The sequence below is a fragment of the Streptomyces sp. NPDC016309 genome (genome assembly GCF_043077235.1).
Classification (GTDB): Bacteria; Actinomycetota; Actinomycetes; order Streptomycetales; family Streptomycetaceae; genus Streptomyces.
This window is the reverse complement of the sequence record NZ_JBIBSG010000017.1, coordinates 95,164-113,620: the sequence shown is the minus strand read 5'-3', so window position 1 is coordinate 113,620 and position 18,457 is coordinate 95,164. Positions and strand designations below refer to the sequence as shown.

Annotated in this window: 16 protein-coding genes and 2 pseudogenes; 8 read left to right on the top strand and 10 right to left on the bottom strand. The window is 75.0% G+C overall.

The window, feature by feature from the left end:
* Window positions 1–759 precede the first annotated feature (759 nt).
* On the top strand, window positions 760–2,538 hold the full coding sequence (locus ACF068_RS30390; RefSeq protein WP_392277524.1) for a RecQ family ATP-dependent DNA helicase: 1,779 nt from the start codon (window positions 760–762) through the stop codon (window positions 2,536–2,538).
* A 129-nt stretch (window positions 2,539–2,667) separates the two neighbouring features.
* A complete protein-coding gene (locus ACF068_RS30385; protein WP_392277523.1) occupies window positions 2,668–3,291 on the top strand; it encodes a DUF6328 family protein in 624 nt (207 codons plus the stop codon).
* Between the two features lie 34 nt (window positions 3,292–3,325).
* Here the strand turns inward: ACF068_RS30385 and ACF068_RS30380 are convergent, their stop codons facing one another.
* Genes ACF068_RS30380 through ACF068_RS30370 form a run of 3 tightly spaced genes read right to left on the bottom strand, consistent with a single transcriptional unit; the run spans window position 3,326 to window position 4,883 of the window.
* Window positions 3,326–3,751, bottom strand: a complete 426-nt coding sequence (locus ACF068_RS30380) for an ATP-binding protein (protein ID WP_392277522.1) — start codon at window positions 3,749–3,751, stop codon at window positions 3,326–3,328.
* Window positions 3,752–3,755: 4 nt separating this feature from the next.
* On the bottom strand, window positions 3,756–4,640 hold the full coding sequence (locus ACF068_RS30375; RefSeq protein ID WP_392277521.1) for an MEDS domain-containing protein: 885 nt from the start codon (window positions 4,638–4,640) through the stop codon (window positions 3,756–3,758).
* A gap of 57 nt (window positions 4,641–4,697) precedes the next feature.
* Window positions 4,698–4,883 carry a hypothetical protein gene (locus tag ACF068_RS30370; RefSeq protein ID WP_392277520.1) on the bottom strand — a complete coding sequence of 62 codons (186 nt, stop codon included), beginning with the start codon at window positions 4,881–4,883 and terminating at the stop codon, window positions 4,698–4,700.
* Window positions 4,884–5,247: 364 nt separating this feature from the next.
* Here ACF068_RS30370 and ACF068_RS30365 point away from each other — a divergent pair, with 364 nt between their 5' ends.
* The 4 genes and pseudogenes from ACF068_RS30365 to ACF068_RS30350 all read left to right on the top strand — a co-directional run bounded on the left by ACF068_RS30365 (window position 5,248) and on the right by ACF068_RS30350 (window position 10,122).
* Complete coding sequence (locus tag ACF068_RS30365) at window positions 5,248–6,387, top strand: hypothetical protein (protein ID WP_392277519.1); 1,140 nt, start codon at window positions 5,248–5,250, stop codon at window positions 6,385–6,387.
* Window positions 6,388–6,580: 193 nt separating this feature from the next.
* A pseudogene (locus ACF068_RS30360) lies at window positions 6,581–7,417 on the top strand (AAA family ATPase); the annotation flags it as partial.
* Between the two features lie 65 nt (window positions 7,418–7,482).
* A pseudogene (locus ACF068_RS30355) lies at window positions 7,483–8,424 on the top strand (LysR substrate-binding domain-containing protein); the annotation flags it as partial.
* 288 nt (window positions 8,425–8,712) lie between these two features.
* Complete coding sequence (locus ACF068_RS30350) at window positions 8,713–10,122, top strand: carbohydrate-binding protein (RefSeq protein ID WP_392277518.1); 1,410 nt, start codon at window positions 8,713–8,715, stop codon at window positions 10,120–10,122.
* Window positions 10,123–10,300: 178 nt separating this feature from the next.
* On the opposite strand, the gene ACF068_RS30345 is transcribed toward ACF068_RS30350, so the two are convergent.
* The 3 genes from ACF068_RS30345 to ACF068_RS30335 form a co-directional block, all read right to left on the bottom strand.
* The gene (locus tag ACF068_RS30345; RefSeq protein ID WP_392277517.1) at window positions 10,301–11,428 is read right to left on the bottom strand and encodes a hypothetical protein; all 1,128 of its coding nucleotides are present in this window, start codon (window positions 11,426–11,428) and stop codon (window positions 10,301–10,303) included.
* A 145-nt stretch (window positions 11,429–11,573) separates the two neighbouring features.
* Window positions 11,574–11,906 carry a hypothetical protein gene (locus ACF068_RS30340; RefSeq protein ID WP_392277516.1) on the bottom strand — a complete coding sequence of 111 codons (333 nt, stop codon included), beginning with the start codon at window positions 11,904–11,906 and terminating at the stop codon, window positions 11,574–11,576.
* Between the two features lie 43 nt (window positions 11,907–11,949).
* Complete coding sequence (locus ACF068_RS30335; RefSeq protein WP_392277527.1) at window positions 11,950–13,221, bottom strand: FAD-dependent monooxygenase; 1,272 nt, start codon at window positions 13,219–13,221, stop codon at window positions 11,950–11,952.
* A gap of 144 nt (window positions 13,222–13,365) precedes the next feature.
* Here ACF068_RS30335 and ACF068_RS30330 point away from each other — a divergent pair, with 144 nt between their 5' ends.
* On the top strand, window positions 13,366–13,521 hold the full coding sequence (locus ACF068_RS30330; RefSeq protein WP_392277515.1) for a DUF6131 family protein: 156 nt from the start codon (window positions 13,366–13,368) through the stop codon (window positions 13,519–13,521).
* A gap of 89 nt (window positions 13,522–13,610) precedes the next feature.
* On the opposite strand, the gene ACF068_RS30325 is transcribed toward ACF068_RS30330, so the two are convergent.
* From ACF068_RS30325 to ACF068_RS30315, 3 genes are all read right to left on the bottom strand, one after another.
* Window positions 13,611–14,171, bottom strand: a complete 561-nt coding sequence (locus ACF068_RS30325) for a DoxX family protein (RefSeq protein WP_392277514.1) — start codon at window positions 14,169–14,171, stop codon at window positions 13,611–13,613.
* Between the two features lie 154 nt (window positions 14,172–14,325).
* Window positions 14,326–14,811: a hypothetical protein gene (locus ACF068_RS30320; protein WP_392277513.1), complete on the bottom strand. Its 486-nt coding sequence runs from the start codon at window positions 14,809–14,811 to the stop codon at window positions 14,326–14,328.
* A complete protein-coding gene (locus ACF068_RS30315) occupies window positions 14,808–16,250 on the bottom strand; it encodes a WGR domain-containing protein (protein ID WP_392277512.1) in 1,443 nt (480 codons plus the stop codon). The genes ACF068_RS30320 and ACF068_RS30315 overlap by 4 nt, the downstream gene beginning before the upstream one ends.
* 321 nt (window positions 16,251–16,571) lie before the next feature.
* On the opposite strand from ACF068_RS30315, the gene ACF068_RS30310 reads away from it, so the two are divergent.
* Entirely contained in the window at window positions 16,572–17,336 is a 765-nt protein-coding gene (locus tag ACF068_RS30310) for a peptidoglycan recognition protein (RefSeq protein ID WP_392277511.1), read from the top strand.
* A gap of 24 nt (window positions 17,337–17,360) precedes the next feature.
* Here ACF068_RS30310 and ACF068_RS30305 read toward each other — a convergent pair whose 3' ends face one another.
* The gene (locus tag ACF068_RS30305; protein ID WP_392277510.1) at window positions 17,361–18,185 is read right to left on the bottom strand and encodes a CAP domain-containing protein; all 825 of its coding nucleotides are present in this window, start codon (window positions 18,183–18,185) and stop codon (window positions 17,361–17,363) included.
* Window positions 18,186–18,457: the final 272 nt, after the last annotated feature.

Genomic DNA, 18,457 nt, shown 5'->3' with positions numbered 1-18,457 from the left:
ATGGCAGCCTGCGGCGCGGCCACAGCCGTGACGGAAGCGACCGCGGTCACAGTCACAAACCCGCGCGTAACAGCTCTCCGCACCCGGGCGGAGTTCGCGTTGCTGTTCTTCATTCTGGTCTCGGTCCCCCTGCTAGGTCCCGCACGCGGTTCCCGACGCGTGCCAGGTGGTCGGGCCGCAGTCTTGGAGATCACTCAGGGGGAGTCAAAGTGGAATTAACAGCTCCTGTCCGAACACCCGCGGTACGGCCGATTCACATGCAACTTGGCGCCATTCTTTGACTGAAAGGCGGCTTGTACTGGCGAGTAAAGAACTCACGGGTAACGCGGAGTACAATCTTCCATTTGCTCTTCCACCAGGGCAGTACGACCGTGCGCCGCATGCACGGAACAGTCTTTTCCCAGGTCGCACACGACTCGGCCGCTGGGCCGCCCGGCCGGATCGCGTCGGTCCGCATGCGTGCGGGACATGTGAGGAAAAAATGTGGGCCGGTACACATCAACGAATTCATCTGTGCCGATGCCTTATTATCCGCCGCTCCCCTGCACCTCCCGGGCACACCGGGCCCGCCGCTCCCCGGCACCTCCGGCCCGATACCGGCTCCCCGGCCGGTCGCCTGACGGTCCCGCTCGCGGGGCCGCCTTGACCGCCCGTCACTCCCAGAGGACGACTGGCGATCAACCACTTCCGGAACACGACCACAGGACTTCCCCCTCCACCCGGTCAGTACGCCCGGGCGGACCGGGGTACCCGGGGCGCATGAGCGGAGAACGACCAGGAGCGGACGGCGGCGGCGCGGGCCGGCGGGCGGCCGGGGGTGGTGCCGCCGGACGGTTGCGGCGGGCGGCGGCGGACACGTTCGGCTGGCCGGAGCTGCGGCCGGGCCAGACGGCGGCGATGGAGGCGGTCATGGCCGGCCGGGACACCCTGGTGGTGATGCCGACCGGGGCCGGCAAGTCCGCGGTGTACCAGGTGCCCACCCTGCTGCTGGACGGCCCGACCGTGGTCGTGTCCCCGCTGCTGGCCCTCCAGCGCGACCAGATCGCCGGCCTGCTGGAGCACCGCGCGCCGCGGGCGGTCGCGGTCAATTCGGCGCAGGCGGAGGGCGAGACGGACGCGGCGTGGGAGGCGGTGACCACGGGGGACGCGGAGTACCTGTTCCTCTCCCCCGAGCAGCTCGCCAGGGACGACGTGGTGGAACGGCTGGAGCGTGCGGAGCCGGCGCTGTTCGTCGTCGACGAGGCGCAGTGCGTGTCCTCCTGGGGGCACGATTTCCGCCCCGACTACCTGCGCCTCGCGCAGGCCGCCCGGCGGGTGGGGCGGCCGCCATTGCTGGCGCTGACCGCCACGGCCGCACCGCCGGTACGGCAGGAGATCGTCGACCGGCTGGGGATGGCGGAGCCCGCGGTGGTCGTCGCCGGCTTCGACCGGCCGAACATCGCGTTGGACGTACGCCGCTTCCAGGAGGACGACGACCGGCGCCGTGCCGTGGTGGAACGCGCGGCCGGTGAGCCGAAGCCGGGAATCGTCTACGCCGCCACCCGCAAGGACAGTGAGCGGTACGCCGCCGAGCTGGCGGACCTGGGCCTGGCGGCGGCCGCGTACCACGCCGGGCTGCGCGCCGCGGAGCGGTCGCGGGTGCACGACGCGTTCCTCGACGGCACGCTCGACGTGGTCGTGGCCACATCGGCGTTCGGGATGGGCATCGACAAGGAGGACGTGCGGTTCGTGCTGCACGCCTCCCTGCCCGGGTCCCTCGACGCCTACTACCAGGAGATCGGCCGTGCGGGCCGGGACGGGAAACCCGCCCTGGCGGTGCTGCACTACCGGCCGGAGGACACCGGCATGCGGAACTTCTTCGCCGCCCGCACCCCCGGCGACCGCACCCTGGGCAAGGTCGCCGAGCACCTCGGCGAACGGGACGGGCCCCGGCCGCTGGACGAGCTGCGCGAGGAGACGGGACTGTCCCGCAACCGCCTCACCGCCGCGGTGAACCTGCTGGAGGAGGCGGGGGCGGCGCACACGGACCAGGAGGGTGCCGTACGGCCCGACCCGGACGTCCCGCAGGACGAGGCGGTCGAGCGGGCGGGCGAGGCGGCCCGCGCCCGGCGGCGGCTGGAGCGCACCCGGGTGGAGATGGTGCGCGCCTACGCGGAGACCACCGGGTGCCGCCGCCGGTTCCTGCTGGGCTACTTCGGGGAGGCCTACGACTCCCCGTGCGGTTCCTGCGACGTGTGCGAGGCGGCCGCGGCCGGCCCGGAGGGGGACGCCGTCGCCGCGCGGGCCACCGACCCGGCGGGCCCGGCCCCCGGAGCCGGAGCCGGGAGCGGAGCCACGGACGAAGCCGGGGACGGGGGCGGTGCCGGGGGCGGGCCGGGAGCGCGGGTGCGGCACCGGGAGTGGGGCGACGGGACGGTGCTGAGCCAGGAGGGCGACCGTCTGACGGTGCTGTTCGACACCATGGGGTACCGCACCCTCTCGCTGCCGGCGGTGGACGACCGCGACCTGCTGTCGGTCCTCGACGAGCCGTCGGTCTGACCGGCCCGACCCCGGGACGGCCCCCGGGCCGCATTCACCGACCGCCCGCCGACCGGACCGCTCCCCGTTCCGGTCGGCATGAACGGCCACGAACGGGGCAACCGGGCCTTCCGAGACACGGAGGGTGCCATGACCATGACGGAGCAGCCGGCCCGGTCGAGACCGGAGGGCCCCGACGCCCCGTGCGACTCCTGCGGGGCCGCCACCGGGAGGCGACGGGGCGCGGACCCCGGCACGGAGACGTGCGCGGGACCGGCCACGGAGCCGGGCGCGGAGCCGCCGGAGTCGGCGCGCGAGCGGGTCAACCGCCGCTGGAACGAGATACTCCAGGAGACCCGGGTCGCCCAGACGGGCGTGCAGATCCTCTTCGGGTTCCTGCTGAGCGTGGCCTTCACCCCGCTGTTCCGGGACCTGGGCACCTTCGACCGGGTGGTCTACGTCCTGACGGTGGTCCTCGGCGCCTCGGCGACGGGCTCGCTGATAGCGCCCGTGTCGATCCACCGCTTCCTGTCCGGGCAGCGGATGAAGGACGACGTGGTGCGGGCCGCGAGCCGGCTGATGGTGTGCGGCATGGTGCTGCTGGCGCTGACCATCGGATGCACGCTCCTGCTCATCCTGCATGTCGTGGTGCCGGGGCTGCTCGCGGAGGCGCTGGTCGGCGGCGTCATGCTCTGGTTCGGCCTGTGCTGGTACGGGCTGCCGCTGTGGCTGCGCCGGCGCGCCGCCGCCCGCGCGAACGCCGGGACGGACTGACGCCCCGCCCTCCCCGGGCCGGGGCACTACGGGGTCAGTCCAGCCGCATCGCGAACGTCACGGTGCTGCCGACCGGGTCGCGGGTGACGGTGAGGCGGTCGGTGATGAGGCGGGTGAGCCACAGCCCCCGGCCGTGACAGGCGCCGTTGAGCCCGGGCGCCAGGTCGGGGATGACGTCCTCGCTGAAGCCCGGGCCCCGGTCCGAGACGCGGCACTCCAGCTCCTGCGCCGTCCTCGCCAGCACCAGCACCCCGTGCCCGCCCGCGTGCTGGACGACGTTGCCGGCCACGGCGTCCATGGCCACCACGAAGTCACCGCGCCGGGGTTCCGGCAGCCCGGACAGGGCCGCGCAGCCCTCCACGCGGACGCGCAGCCGCGGGATGTCCGCACCGCCGAACCGGCGGCGCAGCAGCAGTTCCTCACCGATCCCGGGCTGGCCCCCAGGCGATTCCACCGTCATGGCGCTACCCCGTCGTCACGTCGAGGACGGCCGGGTCCGCGCCGAGACGGCGCAGCAGGCGGGCGTGGTGGGCGGAACAGCGGATCCGTACCGTCCGGTGGGCCGGCGCCCGGTCGAGGAGGCGGACGAGTGCCGTCGCGCACCCGGCACCGAGGAAGCCGGTGCGGAGCAGGTCCACCGTGCGGGGGCCGGACGGGGGCGCGGGGGCGTGGAGCAGGCCGGTGAGCGCCCGGGTCAACCGGTCGTGCGTGTCCCGGTCCGCCTCGCCGATGACGTGGAGCGTGCCCTGGTCGTACAGGCACCGCAAGTGCCCCAGCCGGGGCAGCAGGTTCTGGGGATGGGCCCGGCACATGGCCTCCAGGACCGGCTCGGGGAAGCGCCGCCGGTCGTACGCGCAGATCTCGCTGTAGAAGCCGTCGGTGAACAGGTGTCCGGCCCGGCGCTCACGGTCCATCATCATGTCGAGGTCGGCGCCCAGGTCGGCGACCCAGCCCATGTCGATGTACGTGCGCAGTCCGGCGTACCCTTCCGCGCGGGCGGCCCCGGACTCCTCGACGATGCGCTGCCACTGCCGGTCGGCGGTGAACCGCCGTGCCGGCAGGATCAGTTCCCGCATGCTGTTCAGCTCCAGTTGCGCCCTCTCGTATCCGGACGCGGCCAGGGGCCCTGGGGCCTCGCGCAGCCGCGACCGGAGTTCCGCCTCGGTCAGACGCGGCGGTCCGAAGACGATGACCTTCTCGCCGCGGGCCAGTCCGGACCAGACGAACGCGGCCAGGACGTCCCAGCCGGGGGCATCGTCGTCGTAGCACAGGAACGCGTGGTGACCGGGGCCCATGTGCTGCACGGGGAGCGTTCCGGGATGGTGCTCGTCACTCGTGAGCACACCCACCTGACCCACCCCCGTGTAACCGCCGTGTGGCGCTACGTTACCAAGCCTCGCGGGTCCTCACTGACGCTCCTCGGCATCGGGGTGCCTTTCGCGCAACGCGTCGCCGGGCACGGGCCCCTTGGGCGGTGCCGGTTCCGGTTCCTCCGCCCGGTCCGTGGTGGCGCCGTCGCGCCGCCCGGCCCGCCGCTTCTCCTCCGTCAGCCGCTTGCGGACCTCTTCGGGCTTGTCTCCGAGCTGGTTCATGACCGCCTCCGTGCCCTCGCCACCGGGAAGGGTGGCCGACCGGGGACGGGCCGGACGGCCCGCCCGCCGTCAGCGTCACACAGACCCGCCCGCCCCGCACGCGGCGGCGTCCGCCCCGGCCGGGGGCCGCCGCTCGGGCGGCGCCCGGCTCCCCCGCCGGCTCGGCCGCCGCCGACCGGGATCCGCCCGGAAAGCGGCCGGGGCGCGACCGGGCGATCCGGTGCAATGGAAGCAGCCGGAACCGGCTTGTGAGGCGGGTGGCGTCGGTGGGATCCTTTCCGCCATGCCTTCCCACCCTCCTCACCTGCCTGAACACGGGTCGGTCCTCGCGGAGGTGAGGAAGGTGAGGCGAGCGGGTGTGGTCATGCTGCGTGAGCTCGACGTTCCCGAACTCGCCCGGATCGCCGACGGGTTCCACGCCGGTGCCCCGACGGACGCGGCGGCCGGCGGCGGTGTGGAGCGGCTGTTACGGGCGGCGGTCTCCCGCATCGGCGGCGGGACGTTGCAGACGGCCGCCGAGTACAGCCTCGGGCTCGCCCAGGGCACCCGGGACTGGCCGGCCGCCGACCGGCGCCGCAGGGCGGCCCAGGTGTACGGCGTCAGCATCGAGAGGTTCCGCAAGCACCACGAGCTGATGGTGCTGGGGCAGATCGCGGAGCAGCTCGTCGGTATCGCCGCCGTGGGCGGCGGGACGCCGGGGGCCGGCGGCAGCGGGCGTCCCGCCGGGGACGGTCTCCGGCCCGGGAACGGGACCGCGTCCGGGCACGCTCTCCGGCCCGGGAACGGGGACGGCACGCCGCTGGCGGCCGCCGCCGTGCACCGTACGCACCGCACCGTGCGCGCCCGGGGGCGGACGCCCGTCCGGATCCACGTGCACTCGGTGGACCTCCTCCGTGACGTCGACGTCGTCGTGTCCCCGACCAACACCCACTTCGCGCTGCCCGCCGCCTACAAGTCGTCCGTGTCGGCCACGCTGCGGCGGGCCGGGGCGGACCTCGACCCGACGGGGGGACTCGTCGCGGACCGCGTCCACGACGAGTTGCGGGGGTGGCCCGCCCGGCACGGCACGCCGGGCCGGGCGGTCCTGCCGGGCACGGTCGCCCCCACCTCGGCCGGTGCCCTGGCCGCCCAGGGGCTCCGCCGCATCTACCACGTGGCCGTGGCACAGCCCCGGCCCGGCACCAACGACTACGACGTCCAGCCCGCCGACGTCACGCGGGGGGTGGCCCGGGCGTTCGCGCTGCTGGCCGAGGAGTCCGCCCGGTTCGACCCGCCGCTGCGTTCGGTGTGCCTGCCGCTGCTGGGCGCGGGGCGCGGCGGGCTCACCCCGCTGGAGAGCTTCGGCGCGCTGTGGCCGGCGGTGGAGGCCGAGCTGGCCCGCGCCGCGACCCCCGGCGGGGGCGCGCGCTGGGAGGTGCACTTCGTGGTGCGCGCCCACGCCCGGGCGGACCTGATCGAACGACTGCTCACCGACGAGGTCGGCCACGACGGGGGGAACCCATGAATCCGTACGCCGTGCTGGCGGCCGCGGCGGCCCACTGGGACCGGGTCGCCGGCCGCGTCGACGGCCCACTCCGCGACCGGCTGGCCGCGCTCCTCACCGAGGTGCGCCGCAAGCGGGCCGAGGGGGCCGGCGAGGCGGAGCTGCGGGCCGCCGCCGGGGCCGCGGCCCGGGTGCTGCGGCAGGCGCGGCCCGAGGAAGCCTCCGCGAGTGGCTCAAGCGCAAGCACCAGCTCATGCACGCCGATCTGCGCGACACGGCACTGCGCCCGCCGCGCGGGGTGCTGCTGGTGGGCGTCCCGGGCTGCGGCAAGTCCCTGTCCGCGAAGGCCATCGCGCACGAGTGGCAACTGCCGTTGTACCGGCTGGACATGGGCAGCATCCACGGCAAGTACCTGGGCGAGTCGGAGGGCCGCTTCCGCGAGGCGCTGGCGATGGCGGACCGGGTCGCCCCCTGCATCCTGTGGATCGACGAGATCGAGAAGGGGCTCGCGGGGCGGGACGACGGTTCGGGCGTGCCGCAGCGCATCATCGGGCAGTTCCTCTTCTGGCTCCAGGAGTCGCAGTCCCGGGCCTTCGTGGTCGCCACCGCGAACGACATCCGCAGCCTGCCGCCCGAGTTGCTGCGCAAGGGCCGCTTCGACGAGCTGTTTTTCGTCGACCTGCCCGACGCCCAGGACCGCAAGGAGATCATCGAGCTGTACTTCCACCGCTATCTGCGGGTGCGTCCCGACGCGGAGCAGCTCGACCGGCTCGTCGACCTGTCCGAGGGCTTCGCGGGGTCCGACATCGCCTCCGCGCTGCACGACGTGGGCGCGGAGGCCCATCTGTGCGGCGGCGCCGAGAACCTGCGGCCCTCGCTGATCCTGGACACCTTCGCGAACACGGTGCCGCTGAGCCGGGTGAACCCCGAGCAGATCGAGGAGATCCGGGCGTGGGGCCGTGAGCGGGCGGTGCCGGCCGGCCGCACCGCGGTCGCCGCGGCCTCCCCGGGTGGTACGGCTCCGCGCCGCATCGTCTTCCGGGAGGACTGAGCACACCGGTATTGGTCCGGACCTTTGTCTTGCCGGGCGGTTCGGGCGGGGGTCAAGCTGCTTGCATGGAACTGGAGTTGCGGCACCTCAGGACGATCAGGGCCATCGCCGACGCCGGCAGCCTCACCAAGGCCGCCACCGCCCTCGGCCTCGCGCAGCCGGCGCTGAGCGCCCAGTTGAAGAGGATCGAGCGCTCGCTGGGCGGTCTCCTCTTCGAGCGCGGCCGCCAGGGGGTGCGGGCCACCGCGCTCGGCGCGCTGGTGCTGGACCGGGCCCGGATCGTCCTGCCGGCCGTGCACGAGCTCCAGGAGGAGGCCGTGCGGTTCGCCCGGTCCGGGTCGCCGGCCGGCGGGCGGCGCCGGGTGCGCATCGGCGGGACGCACGGTCCGCTGCTGGGCGGTCTCGTGGACCGGCTCGCGTCCGCCGACCCGGATGTGGAGGTGGTCACCCACACCTCGTGGTCGGAGCGCGGGATCGCCGCGCAGGCGGCCGGGGGCGGACTGGACTACGCGCTGATCGGTACGTGCGGGGACAGCGCCCCGCCGGAGCCGGAGCGGCTGGTGTGGACGGAGGTGGCCCGCGACCCGGTGTTCGTGATGCTGGCCGCCGCCCATCCGCTCGCGTCGGCACCGGAGGTCGCGCTCGCCGACCTGGCGGCGGAGGCGTGGACGGACGTCCCGGGTGACGGGTGCTTCGCGGACTGCTTCACCGCCGCGTGCGTCCGGGCCGGCTTCACCCCGGCGTCCGTGTACGAGACGGACACCGCGTCCTGTGTCCATCTGGTCCAGGTGGGCCGGGCCGTGGGGCTCTGCCGCGCCACCTTTCCCGACACCCCGGGCATGGTGACCCGTCCGCTGGCGGGCGCGCCGCTGGTGTGGCGGCACCTGCTCGGCCGGCACCCGGACGCGCCCGCCTCGCTGGACGCGCCCCGGGTGGTCGCCCAGTTGCGGGCGGCGCACCGGGAGGCGGTGGCCCGCAGCGGGAGCTACACACGCTGGCTGGCGTCGCGGGCCGGGGGGCACGGGGTCAGGGTGTCCGCGGTCGCGGTGCCCGGGGCCGGGGTGTCCGGGGCGTCGCCGGACGGCGGCGGGGCCGGGTGGCCCGGGGAAGCGGGTGGGGCGGCGGACGGCGGTGGGCCGGTGGGCGGGGGCGGGTCCTCGGGCGCCGGAGCGCCGGTGGGCGGGTCCCATAACGCCGTGCGGGGGGCCGGCTGACATCTCCCCGCCGGCGCACCGCCGTCCGTACGGTTTCGGCACACCGCCACTCCCCCACCGCCGACACCGAGGAGATCCCCCATGTTCCACCGACACGCCAGAGCCGCGTGCGTGGGCGCCGCCACCGTCGGCGCGCTGGTACTGACCGCGCTCCAAGGCGCCGCGGCGGCGCCCTCGTACGGTACGGGCGTCCCGGGCGCGCCCGTGACGGCGGCTGCGCCGGGGGCCCGTTCGGCCGCGGACACGCTCGCCGTGTCCGCCGTACGGCGGGAAGTGGTGGACGCCATGCGGCGGGACCTCGGCCTCACCGCCGACCAGGCGCGGCGGCGGCTGGTCAACGAGGCGGAGGCGGGCGCCCTCGCGGCGGGCCTCCGGCAGCGGCTGGCCGCGTCCTTCGCGGGCGCCTGGGTCGAGGGGCCCGCGTCATCGGTGCTGACCGTCGCCACCACCCGGGCCGCCGACGCGGCGGCCATCCGGGCGAAGGGCGCCGAGGCCGACGTCGTGACGTACAGCCTGGCCCAGCTCGACGCCACCAAGGCGGCCCTGGACCGCGCGGCGAGGAGCGCCGCGTCCACCGGCGTACCCGTGTGGTACGTCGACGTGCGCAGCAACTCCGTGGTGGTCCGCGCCGTGGACACCGGGGCGGCCGCGGCGCTGGTCGCCCGGGTGAGCCGGACCGACCGGTCCCGGATACGGGTCGTCCCGACGGACGAACAGCCGCGCCCCCTCTACGACATCCGGGGCGGCGACGCCTACTACATGGGCGGATCCGGCCGTTGCTCGGTGGGCTTCCCCGTCACCCGGGGCACCCAGCAGGGCTTCGCGACGGCGGGGCACTGCGGCCGGGCCGGGACCACCACCAGCGGGTACAACCAGGTGGCGCAGGGCTCCTTCCAGGCCTCGACGTTCCCCGGCCGGGACACCGCCTGGGTGGCGACCAACACGAACTGGACGGCCACCCCGTACGTCAAGGGCACCGGCGGCGCGAACGTCCAGGTGGCCGGATCAGTGCAGCAGCCGGTCGGCGCCTCGATCTGCCGCTCGGGTTCGACGACGGGCTGGCACTGCGGCACCATCCAGCAGCACAACAGCAGCGTCACCTACCCGGAGGGCACGATCACCGGGGTGACCCGCACCTCCGTGTGCGCCGAGCCGGGCGACTCGGGCGGCTCGTACATCTCCGGCAGCCAGGCCCAGGGCGTGACGTCCGGGGGCTCGGGCGACTGCCGCGCCGGCGGCACGACGTACCACCAGCCGATCAACCCGCTGTTGCAGGCGTACGGGCTGACGCTGAAGACCTCCACGGGTCCCGAAGACCCGGAGGACCCGGAGGACCCCGGCGAGCCGGGCGGTACGTGGGCCGCCGGCACCGTCTACCAGGCGGGTGACCAGGTCACCTACGGCGGTGCGGCCTACCGCTGCCTCCAGGGCCACCAGGCGCAGGCCGGGTGGGAACCTCCGAACGTCCCGGCGCTCTGGCAGCGCGGCTGAGGGTGCGCGCCGCGCCCGTCCGGGTGCCGGGCCGTGGGGGCGCGTGCCGTGACCGGTGGCGGTCACGGCACGCGCGTACCCGTGTGCGGGGGCCCTGTGTGCGGGCTCCCCGTGTGCGGGGGCCTGTGTGCGGGCTCCCCGTGTGCGGCTGGTGTGCGGGGCCGTGTGCGAGGGCCCGTCACCACTGGCCGTCGGACACCGGCTTCCCGGGGGCGTCCCCGAGCGGCTGGACCTGGTGGGGGGCGGGCGGCTGCCACGGTTGGTGGTCGTCGCCGAGCCAGTCGCCGACCGGCTTGACGCCGCCGAGGGCGTCCGTCGGCGCCAAGTCCGTGGCGTCGTCGTCGTAGTAGTCGAACCAGGGCAGCCCGGCGCGGGTGTAGGCGGCGCGGTCCACGGGGGACGGCGGGGGCTCCTCTCCGGTGATGCGGCGCCATTCCGGCGGGGTCACCAGATGGACGAAGACCCGCCCGGCCGGGTCCTCCGCCCAGTCGGACAGGGGCCTGTCGTCCTGGTACACCTCCTGGCGCATGGAGCCGCCCACGCCCAGGCCCATGGCGGCCGCCGCACGCGGGGGCGGGCCACCGGGCGCCGCCGGAGGGGCGGCGGCCATCGGTGCGGCGGCCATGGGGGCCGCCATGGCCGCGGGCGGCGGGACGGAGCCGTATCCGGCGCCGGGCGGCGGCGGCACGGGACCGTAGCCGGTCACGGGCGGGGGCGGGGGCGCCGAGGCACGGGCGCGCGCCTCGCGCTCGGCGCGGAGCCGCTGCTCCTCGCGCCAGGCGTCCAGGGCCTCCGGGGACAGCGGGAAGGACTGGAGCTGGACGCCGCCCCAGCTCTCCTCCCCGGTGACCTGCCCCTCGACGGTGGCGCCGAGCCCGAGCGGTACCGCGACGAACTGCCGGACCGTTCCCTTCCCGGAGTTGATGCCGTCAAGCCAGGGCTGCCGCGGCAGGACCACGTAGTTCTGCGGCCGGCACGACAGCCGGCCGGTCCACCTCTCGCCGGACACGGCGCACACCTTGCCCACGCCCACCTGGAGGGCGGCCGGTTCCGGCGTACCGGCGAAGCTGAGCCACATGGCCTCCCGCAGGTACACGGGGAGCATCACCCCGCCGCGCTCGCGCATCCGGGGCGGCACGGCACCCGCGAAGTCCTCGACCCGGCGCACCGGGAACGCGCCGAGGCCCGGCGGCAGGGCGTGCGTCCCGGATTCCGGGAGGCGCAGCGTCCGGATGAACCGGACGCGTGCCCCTCCGCCCAGCACCACACTGTCACCGTCGACGCGTACGGCACCGCGAGCAGCCACGGCGCACCCCCCTCTGTACGGAACCTCTGTCTGTACGGAACTCCTACGCTGCTATCACGGCGTACGGCGGGCGGCGGTTCCGGAACCGGACGCTCCCGGAGCCGGGCGGTTCCGGAACGGGGGGTTCCGGAGTTCCCGGGGCTGCTCAACGCCCGCCCCGGTCACGGCGGTCACGATGCGACCACATGCGGGAGACCAGGAGGGACGCCTTGTTGATGAGCCAGATGCTGCTCAGCGAGAAGAGGGCGAAGGTCGCGAGGAAGGCCACGGCCATCATCACGACGAGCAGGGGGCCCTCGACCGTCGTCGAGCCCCGGAACAGCGCCCCCACCGCGCCTCCGGCCGCTCCCACGGCCGGGACCAGGACCGCCGTCAGCAGGACGCGGCCCCGGTGGGGCGGGGCGTCCTCGCACGCGAACCCGTCGTCGCGCGTGTGGCCCCGCCCGTGCTCCTCGTCGTCGCTTCTCGCCTCGTTCACACGAGAAGTCTGCGGTGTGCCCCGCCGCCACGGAAACCGGGTTTCATTCCCCGAGCCCCGGACGCGCGCCTTCCGGCCGGCCCGGCAGGTCCGGCCGGCCCGGCAGACGGCCGGCGCCCGCGACGGTGCGGGCGATCCGCGGTCCCAGCCAGCGCTTGAGCCGGCGCAGCGATTCGAGCCGGCCGGCCGCGCGGTCGATGCGGTAGTAGAGCTGCGGCGGGACGTACGGCAGCAGGGGTGAGTGCCGTTGGCCGAGCAGGGCGAACATCTCCGGTGGCGCCAGATCGATGTAGCGCGGCAGGTTCTCGTACCACCGGGCGCTGTAGCGGGCAGCGCTCTGGGTGGGGACGAGGGCGGTACGGCGTTCGCGTTCGTAGCGGGCGAGGGCGGTCTGGAGGCGGGGGACGTCGTGCAGGGCGTCGGTCAGCGCGATGGCGTCCTCCAGGGCGAGGGTCGTGCCGGCGCCGATGGAGTAGTGGGTGGTGTGGGCCGCGTCGCCGAGCAGCACGAGGTTGTCCCGGTACCAGGTCCGGTTGGTGACCGTACGGAAGTTCAGCCAGCGAGCGCTGCCGTCGTCGTGTGCCCGGCCGATCAGCGGGTGGCCGTCCAGCGGGCCGGCGAACAGGCGCTGGAGCAGGGCGAGGCCTTCGGCGTGGCTCGCGCGATCGAGGCCGAGGCCCGCCCAGGTCGCGGGCGCGCACTCGACGACGAAGGTGCTGTGCTCCTCGCCGTACCGGTAGCCGTAGCACCAGATCCAGCCGTGGGGGGTCTCGACGAAGGCGAACGTGAAGGCGTCGAAGACCTTGGTGGTGCCGAGCCAGACGTATGTGTTGCGGCCGGTGGCGACGTGGGTGCCGAAGTGGTCCGCGTGGCGGGTGCGGAGGGCGCTGTTGGCGCCGTCGCAGGCGACGACCAGGTCGGCCCGCGCGCCGATGCCGTCGAGGTCCTCGCCGGTGAGCGGGTGCCGGAAGTGGACGCGTACGCCCAGGGAGCGGGCCCGCTCCGCGAGGACGTCGAGCAGGGTGTGCCGGCTGATGCCGAACCCCTCGTCCCCGTGGTGCACCGTCGAACGGTCGCGGACGTACGCCACTCCGTCGCTCCAGCGGACCGAGTGGGCGGCGACCGCCCGTGCGGTGACCGGGTCGTGGCGGTGCAGCGTGTCGAGCAGCCCGGACCAGTAGGTGACGCCCCAGCCATAGGTGGAGCCGGCCGGATCGCGTTCGTGGACGGTGATGTCGTGGGACGCGTCCCGCAGTTTCATCAGGATCGAGAAGTACAGCCCGGCGGGCCCGCCACCGACGCAGACGACCTTCACGCACGCTCCCCGGGTGTGACGCAGAACGGTCAATTGACCACGAAACGTAGCAGCCCCTTGGCGACTCTGGTGCGATTTAGGCGGTTTGACCCAGACGTGACGGGGGAGGTCATGAGTAGTGGGACTCTCCCGATCGGAGGCGTCATGATCATCTTGGGCCTTGTCCTGCTCGTCATCGGTTTTGTCGCGGGCATCAGCATCCTGTGGACCATCGGAATCATCCTGCTCGTCATCGGAGCGGTCCTGTGGATCCTGGGCGCCATGGGGCACGCGATCGGCGGACGGCGTCACTACTACTGACCCGTCGCCTCCCACCGTTCGGCGGGCCGGTCCGGTCCGTCCCGCCCGCCGGGTGACCGGGGAGACGGACCGGACCGCACCCGCACCGTTCAGACCGCCCCTTCGCCACCGTCGCCGCCGCCGGTCCCGCCGGCGGCGGCTTCGGTCAGCCGGTCCTTCGCCCGCTTGCCGACCACGGCCGCGGCGGCCAGGGCGCTGCCGACGAACGCGGCGGCCAAGGTCCAGGGCTGGTCGACGTGATGACCGGTCGCGTGGTCGAGGGAGTACCGTCCCGCGCCGGTGACACCGATGGCGGCGGCCGTGAACCCGAGGAAGGCCGGGTACTCGAAGCCGCCGGACTGGTTGAAGAACCCGGCCGGGGCGTGCACGGCGACGGCACCGGCCATCGCGCCCGCCGCGGCGGCACCGGCGGCCGGGGTGGCCAGCCCCAGCATCAGCAGCACTCCGCCGCCCGCCTCCCCGACCCCCGCGGCCACCGCGCTCTGCCGGCCGGGCCGGAAGCCCATGGCCTCCATCGCCTTGGAGGTCCCCTCGATGCCTCCGCCCCCGAACCAGCCGAACAGCTTCTGCGCCCCGTGCGCGGCGAGTACCGCCCCGGTGCCGACGCGGAGGACGAGCAGGCCGAGGTCGCGTCGGTTGAGGGTGCTCATGGGGGGATCTCCCGGGCGTGAGGGTTCCGTGTGCGTACGGTTCCACTGTCGCCCGGGCGGGCGGGGCGCGGACCGTCGGACTGCGCCGAGCGGGTGAGCGGCCCGTGCCCGCGGCCCGCGCCGGCCGCCCGTGAGGGGGCCGTGAGGGCGCCCGTCAGCGTTTCGGGGCGGGGCCGGGCGCCGGCTCGACCTCCAGGAAACGGCGTTTGCGCGGGCCGCGGTACAGCAGGGCCTCCCAGCCGAGGCCGGCCAGGACCCGGGCGCACCCGGCGAGGGCGCCCTCCTCCTCCTGTGCGGCGCCGGCGCCCGGTGGGCCCAGCCACTCCACGCGGACCGTCCCCGGCCCCTCCCCCGGTGCCACGCGGTACCCCGTCGCGACCCGCCGCCCCTCCGCGCCGACCGCCGAGGGGGCGATTCCCGCCGCCTCCAGGGCGAGGGCGACCGCCCGCACCGGCCGGTTGCGTTCCCACTCGGCGGGCACCGCTCCGGGGTCGCCGCCCCCCGTGTTGGTCAGGCGCCGGATCTGGAGCAGGCCCTCGAACGCGACCCTCACCTCCGCGGCCCGGCGCTCCGCCGCGCCGTCCGTCGCCGGCGGGGCGGGACCGTCCCCGGTCGCGGCCTCGAACCCGTCGTCCGTCACAGCAGCCTCCTGATGTCACCGCGGACCCGGTAGAAGCCACCCGACGCGGGGTGCAGCGCGTCCACGACGTACCGCGCGCCCGGTTCGCGTATCGCCCGCGGGAACTGGACGTTCCACGACCGCTCGTAGCCGTCCGAAACCACGTGCACCCGCGTCCGACCGCCCTCCTGGACGCATTCCACGACCACCGCGCCGGACGGGGCGGCGGTCACCGTCGTCACCGAGGCGACGGCGGTGGCGGGCGCGTACGTGGGCAGCGCGGCGGCGAGCTTCACGTCCCGGGCGACCGGCACCGTGCCCTGCTGGGCGGCCGCGATCGCCGCCTCGCTCGCGTCCACGCACACCAGGGATCCGTCCGTGGTGACGAGGTAGAGCCGCTCCTCGTGGTACTGCATCGACAGGGCCGACCCGCCGCCCGTGCCCAGCTTCCACAGGCGCGTACCGTCCCGGTCGAAGCAGTACACGGACGAGGCGGCGTCCCCGGCGAACACGAACCGGCCGCCGGGCGAGGTGGCGCACGAGTACACCGCGCTGTCGCAGTCGTACGTCACCTCCAGCGCGCCGTCCGCCTTGGACAGCCGCTGGACGGCGCGGTGCCCCGTGCCCGCGTACACCGCGTCGGCCTCCTGCCAGCCGAACAGCACGGCGCCCTTGGTGGGCGTGTGCCACAACTCGCCGCCCCCGTCCGGTGCGTACGCCGTCACACCCCGGTGGTGGCCGTGGTAGACGGCCCGGTCGTCGGCGCGCACCATCCAGGCGTGCTCGCCCCGGCCGCCGCGGGCCCACTGGTGCTCGTCCTCGTGGTCGATCACGGTGAGCCGGCCGCCCCGGTCCGCGACGTTCAGCACGCCCTCGTGGATGTCCAGCCAGAAGATGTCGACGTCGGCGGAGATGTCGTACGCGGCGAACGGCAGCTTCGACGACAGGTCGTACACCCGGCCGTCGTCGCAGCCCGCGTAGATCCAGAAGTCGTCGGCGACCAGGCACTTGACGCCGTCGGGCAGGCTGTAGCGGGCCAGGACCTCACCGCCGTGGGCCAGCGTGTAGACGTCGCCCGACTGGTTCCCCACCCAGCAGCGCTCGTCGTCGACGTGGATCCCGAACGCCGACGAACCCGTACGGAAGCGCCACAGCACCGGGGCGACCGCCCGCGCGGTGGACGGCGCGGAGGCCACCTGACGCCGGGTGACGGCCCGGGGAGCACGCCCGCCGGGCACCGCCGGGGCGTACCCCTTGCGCACCTTCTCGCCCACCTTCTTCGCGGCGGCGGCCTGTGCCTTCTGCGGCGTCGGGAACGTCGACGTCTGCGTCTGCCCGGCGGCGCCTATCCGCCCGTAGCGCACGGACACGACCGAACCCTGCACCGTGACCTCGTAGAACTTGTGCGCACCGCCGCCGTCCTGTGACAGCTCCAGATACGTCGTCGACGTCGTCGACATGGCACACCCCTCCCCAGGACGGAGCCCACGGCCTGTTCCGCGAGTCCCACTGCCTGAACGGTAGGAGGCACCACTGACAATCGCCCCGGGCCCGTGCGCCGTTCGCCCCGCATCCGGGCCCGTGCGCCGTTCGCCCCGCATCCTCGCCCGTGTGCCGTTCGCCCCGCGCCCGCGCCGTGCCCCGTTCCGCCCCGGGGTCCAGCCACTCGGAGCAGTCCGGCGGGCGGGGCGGGCCGCCGCCGGGGACGATGGCCGTGGGCCCGGCCACCGGTGGGGATGCGGCACACCGCGAGCCGCGTGCCGACGAGCGGAGGGTGGAGCATGGAGCTGCTGCGGAGGCGCCGGAGCCGTAGCTCGGCCGCGCTGGCGGTCCTTCTGCTCCTCGCCGCGACGTCCCTGTGGCTCAACCCCGCCGGTTCGCCGCTGGGCAGTGCCTCCTCGGCGCCCGAGCGCAAACGGGCGCACCCCGCCCTGCACCAGGGGCCGCGGCCCGCGATCGTGCCGCGCCGGGCCTGGCACGCCGAGAGCGTGGACACCGCGCCCGGCGCGCGGTACGCGCCGTCCGTGAAGGCGGCCGTCATCCACCACACCAGCACCCCGAACGGCTACGACTGCGCGACCGTGCCCCGCACGCTGCGCGACGTGTACGCGGGCCACGCGTACGGCAGGGACTGGGACGACATCGGCTACAACTTCCTCGTCGACGCGTGCGGCACCATCTACGAGGGACGGGCGGGCGGGGTCGACCGGCCGGTGATCGGGGCGCACACCAAGGGCTTCAACGAGGGAACCGTCGGTATCGCGGCCATCGGGACGTTCACGCGCGGGGAGAAGGTCCCCGAGCCGATGCTGGACGCGATCGCGCGGCTGATCGCCTGGAAGCTCGGGCCCCGGGGACCCGATCCGCGCGGTCGGGTCACGCTGGTGTCCACGCACGACGAGGCGCGCTACCCGAAGGGCACCAAGGCGCTCCTGCCGGTGGTGGGCGGGCACATGGACGGCTACCCCACCCGCTGCCCGGGAGCCGCGCTGTACGCCCTGCTGCCCGACATCGGTGTGCGAGCGGCCCGGATCCAGCGGCGGTGAGACGGACGGAACCCCGTCCGCCGGTCAGCCGGCGGCACCGAAGTCCTGCACCCACCAGGGGCCGTTCGACCGGAGGCTGACGCCCACACCGATGTCCGTGAAGCGGCAGTTCATGACGTTCTTGCGGTGGCCCTCGCTGGCCATCCAGTCCCGTACCGCGCGGGCCGGGCTCCTGGGTCCGCGGTGGATGTTCTCGCCCCAGGCGCGCCAGCCGTAGCCCGCGGCCTCCATACGGTCGCCCGCGTCGTGCCCCCCGGGGCCGGCGTGCCCGTAGTAGCCGCGCGCGGCCATGTCGTCGGCGTGGCCCTGCGCGGCGGCCCGCAGCCGTGGGTCGACCCGCAGGGGCGCGCAACCGGCCTTGGCACGAGCCGCGTTGGTCAGGGCGACGACCCGCCGGGCGTACTCGGCGGCCGCACCGCGCGCCTCCGCGCCTCCCGTTTCGGCGCCCACCGCCCGGGGCGTGTTCCACGGGACCGCCGGCGCGACGGCCGGCTCGGGCGCGACGGGTGCGGCGGGCGCGGAGGGGCGCGTGGGCGTGGTGGGTGCGGAGGAGCGCGTGAGGGTGGCAGGTGCGGAGGAGTGCGTGGGGGTGGCGGGGTGCGTGGGGGCGGGGGGGTGCGTGGAGGTGGCGGGGTGCGTGGGGGCGGGGGCCGGGGCGGAGGCGGTCGGGCCGGTGTCCCCACCGCACGTCAGGAGGGTCCCGGTCACCAGGGCGGCGGACGCCGCCGTACCGGCGACCAGGGCCCCGGCGCGGCGGCGCGCCCGACGGCGTCCGGGCGCGGTCACCGGGCGCGTTCCGGTCCGCCGTCCGTCGGCGTCGCGGCGGTCGTGCGGGGGGCGCTGGGGCACGGTGACTCCGTTCTCCGCCGGTGACCGCCGGCCGGTCCGGCACGGACGAGAACGGGCGCAGCGACGGCACGAGCGCTTTCTTCGGACAGGGTCCCTACGGGGAGAGGCCTTCCGTACGGGCCTTCCCCGGAAACCGTCCAGCCGCGTGAACGACCTCATGGGGGGGACGGTTCACCACCCGGCCGCCCCGCCGTCCGGCGCCCGCCCGCGCCACTCCGATCGAGCCACCTATGGTGCAGGATGTGCCAAGGCTCGCCGGGCCCGTCCGACAA

Coding starts and splice junctions, on each gene's coding strand:
- ACF068_RS30390 (WP_392277524.1), top strand. CDS start 760: ATGAGCGGAGAACGACCAGGAGCGGACGGCGGCGGCGCGGGCCGGCGG.
- ACF068_RS30385 (WP_392277523.1), top strand. CDS start 2,668: ATGACCATGACGGAGCAGCCGGCCCGGTCGAGACCGGAGGGCCCCGAC.
- ACF068_RS30380 (WP_392277522.1), bottom strand. CDS start 3,751: ATGACGGTGGAATCGCCTGGGGGCCAGCCCGGGATCGGTGAGGAACTG.
- ACF068_RS30370 (WP_392277520.1), bottom strand. CDS start 4,883: ATGAACCAGCTCGGAGACAAGCCCGAAGAGGTCCGCAAGCGGCTGACG.
- ACF068_RS30365 (WP_392277519.1), top strand. CDS start 5,248: ATGCTGCGTGAGCTCGACGTTCCCGAACTCGCCCGGATCGCCGACGGG.
- ACF068_RS30350 (WP_392277518.1), top strand. CDS start 8,713: ATGTTCCACCGACACGCCAGAGCCGCGTGCGTGGGCGCCGCCACCGTC.
- ACF068_RS30330 (WP_392277515.1), top strand. CDS start 13,366: ATGATCATCTTGGGCCTTGTCCTGCTCGTCATCGGTTTTGTCGCGGGC.
- ACF068_RS30325 (WP_392277514.1), bottom strand. CDS start 14,171: ATGAGCACCCTCAACCGACGCGACCTCGGCCTGCTCGTCCTCCGCGTC.
- ACF068_RS30315 (WP_392277512.1), bottom strand. CDS start 16,250: ATGTCGACGACGTCGACGACGTATCTGGAGCTGTCACAGGACGGCGGC.
- ACF068_RS30310 (WP_392277511.1), top strand. CDS start 16,572: ATGGAGCTGCTGCGGAGGCGCCGGAGCCGTAGCTCGGCCGCGCTGGCG.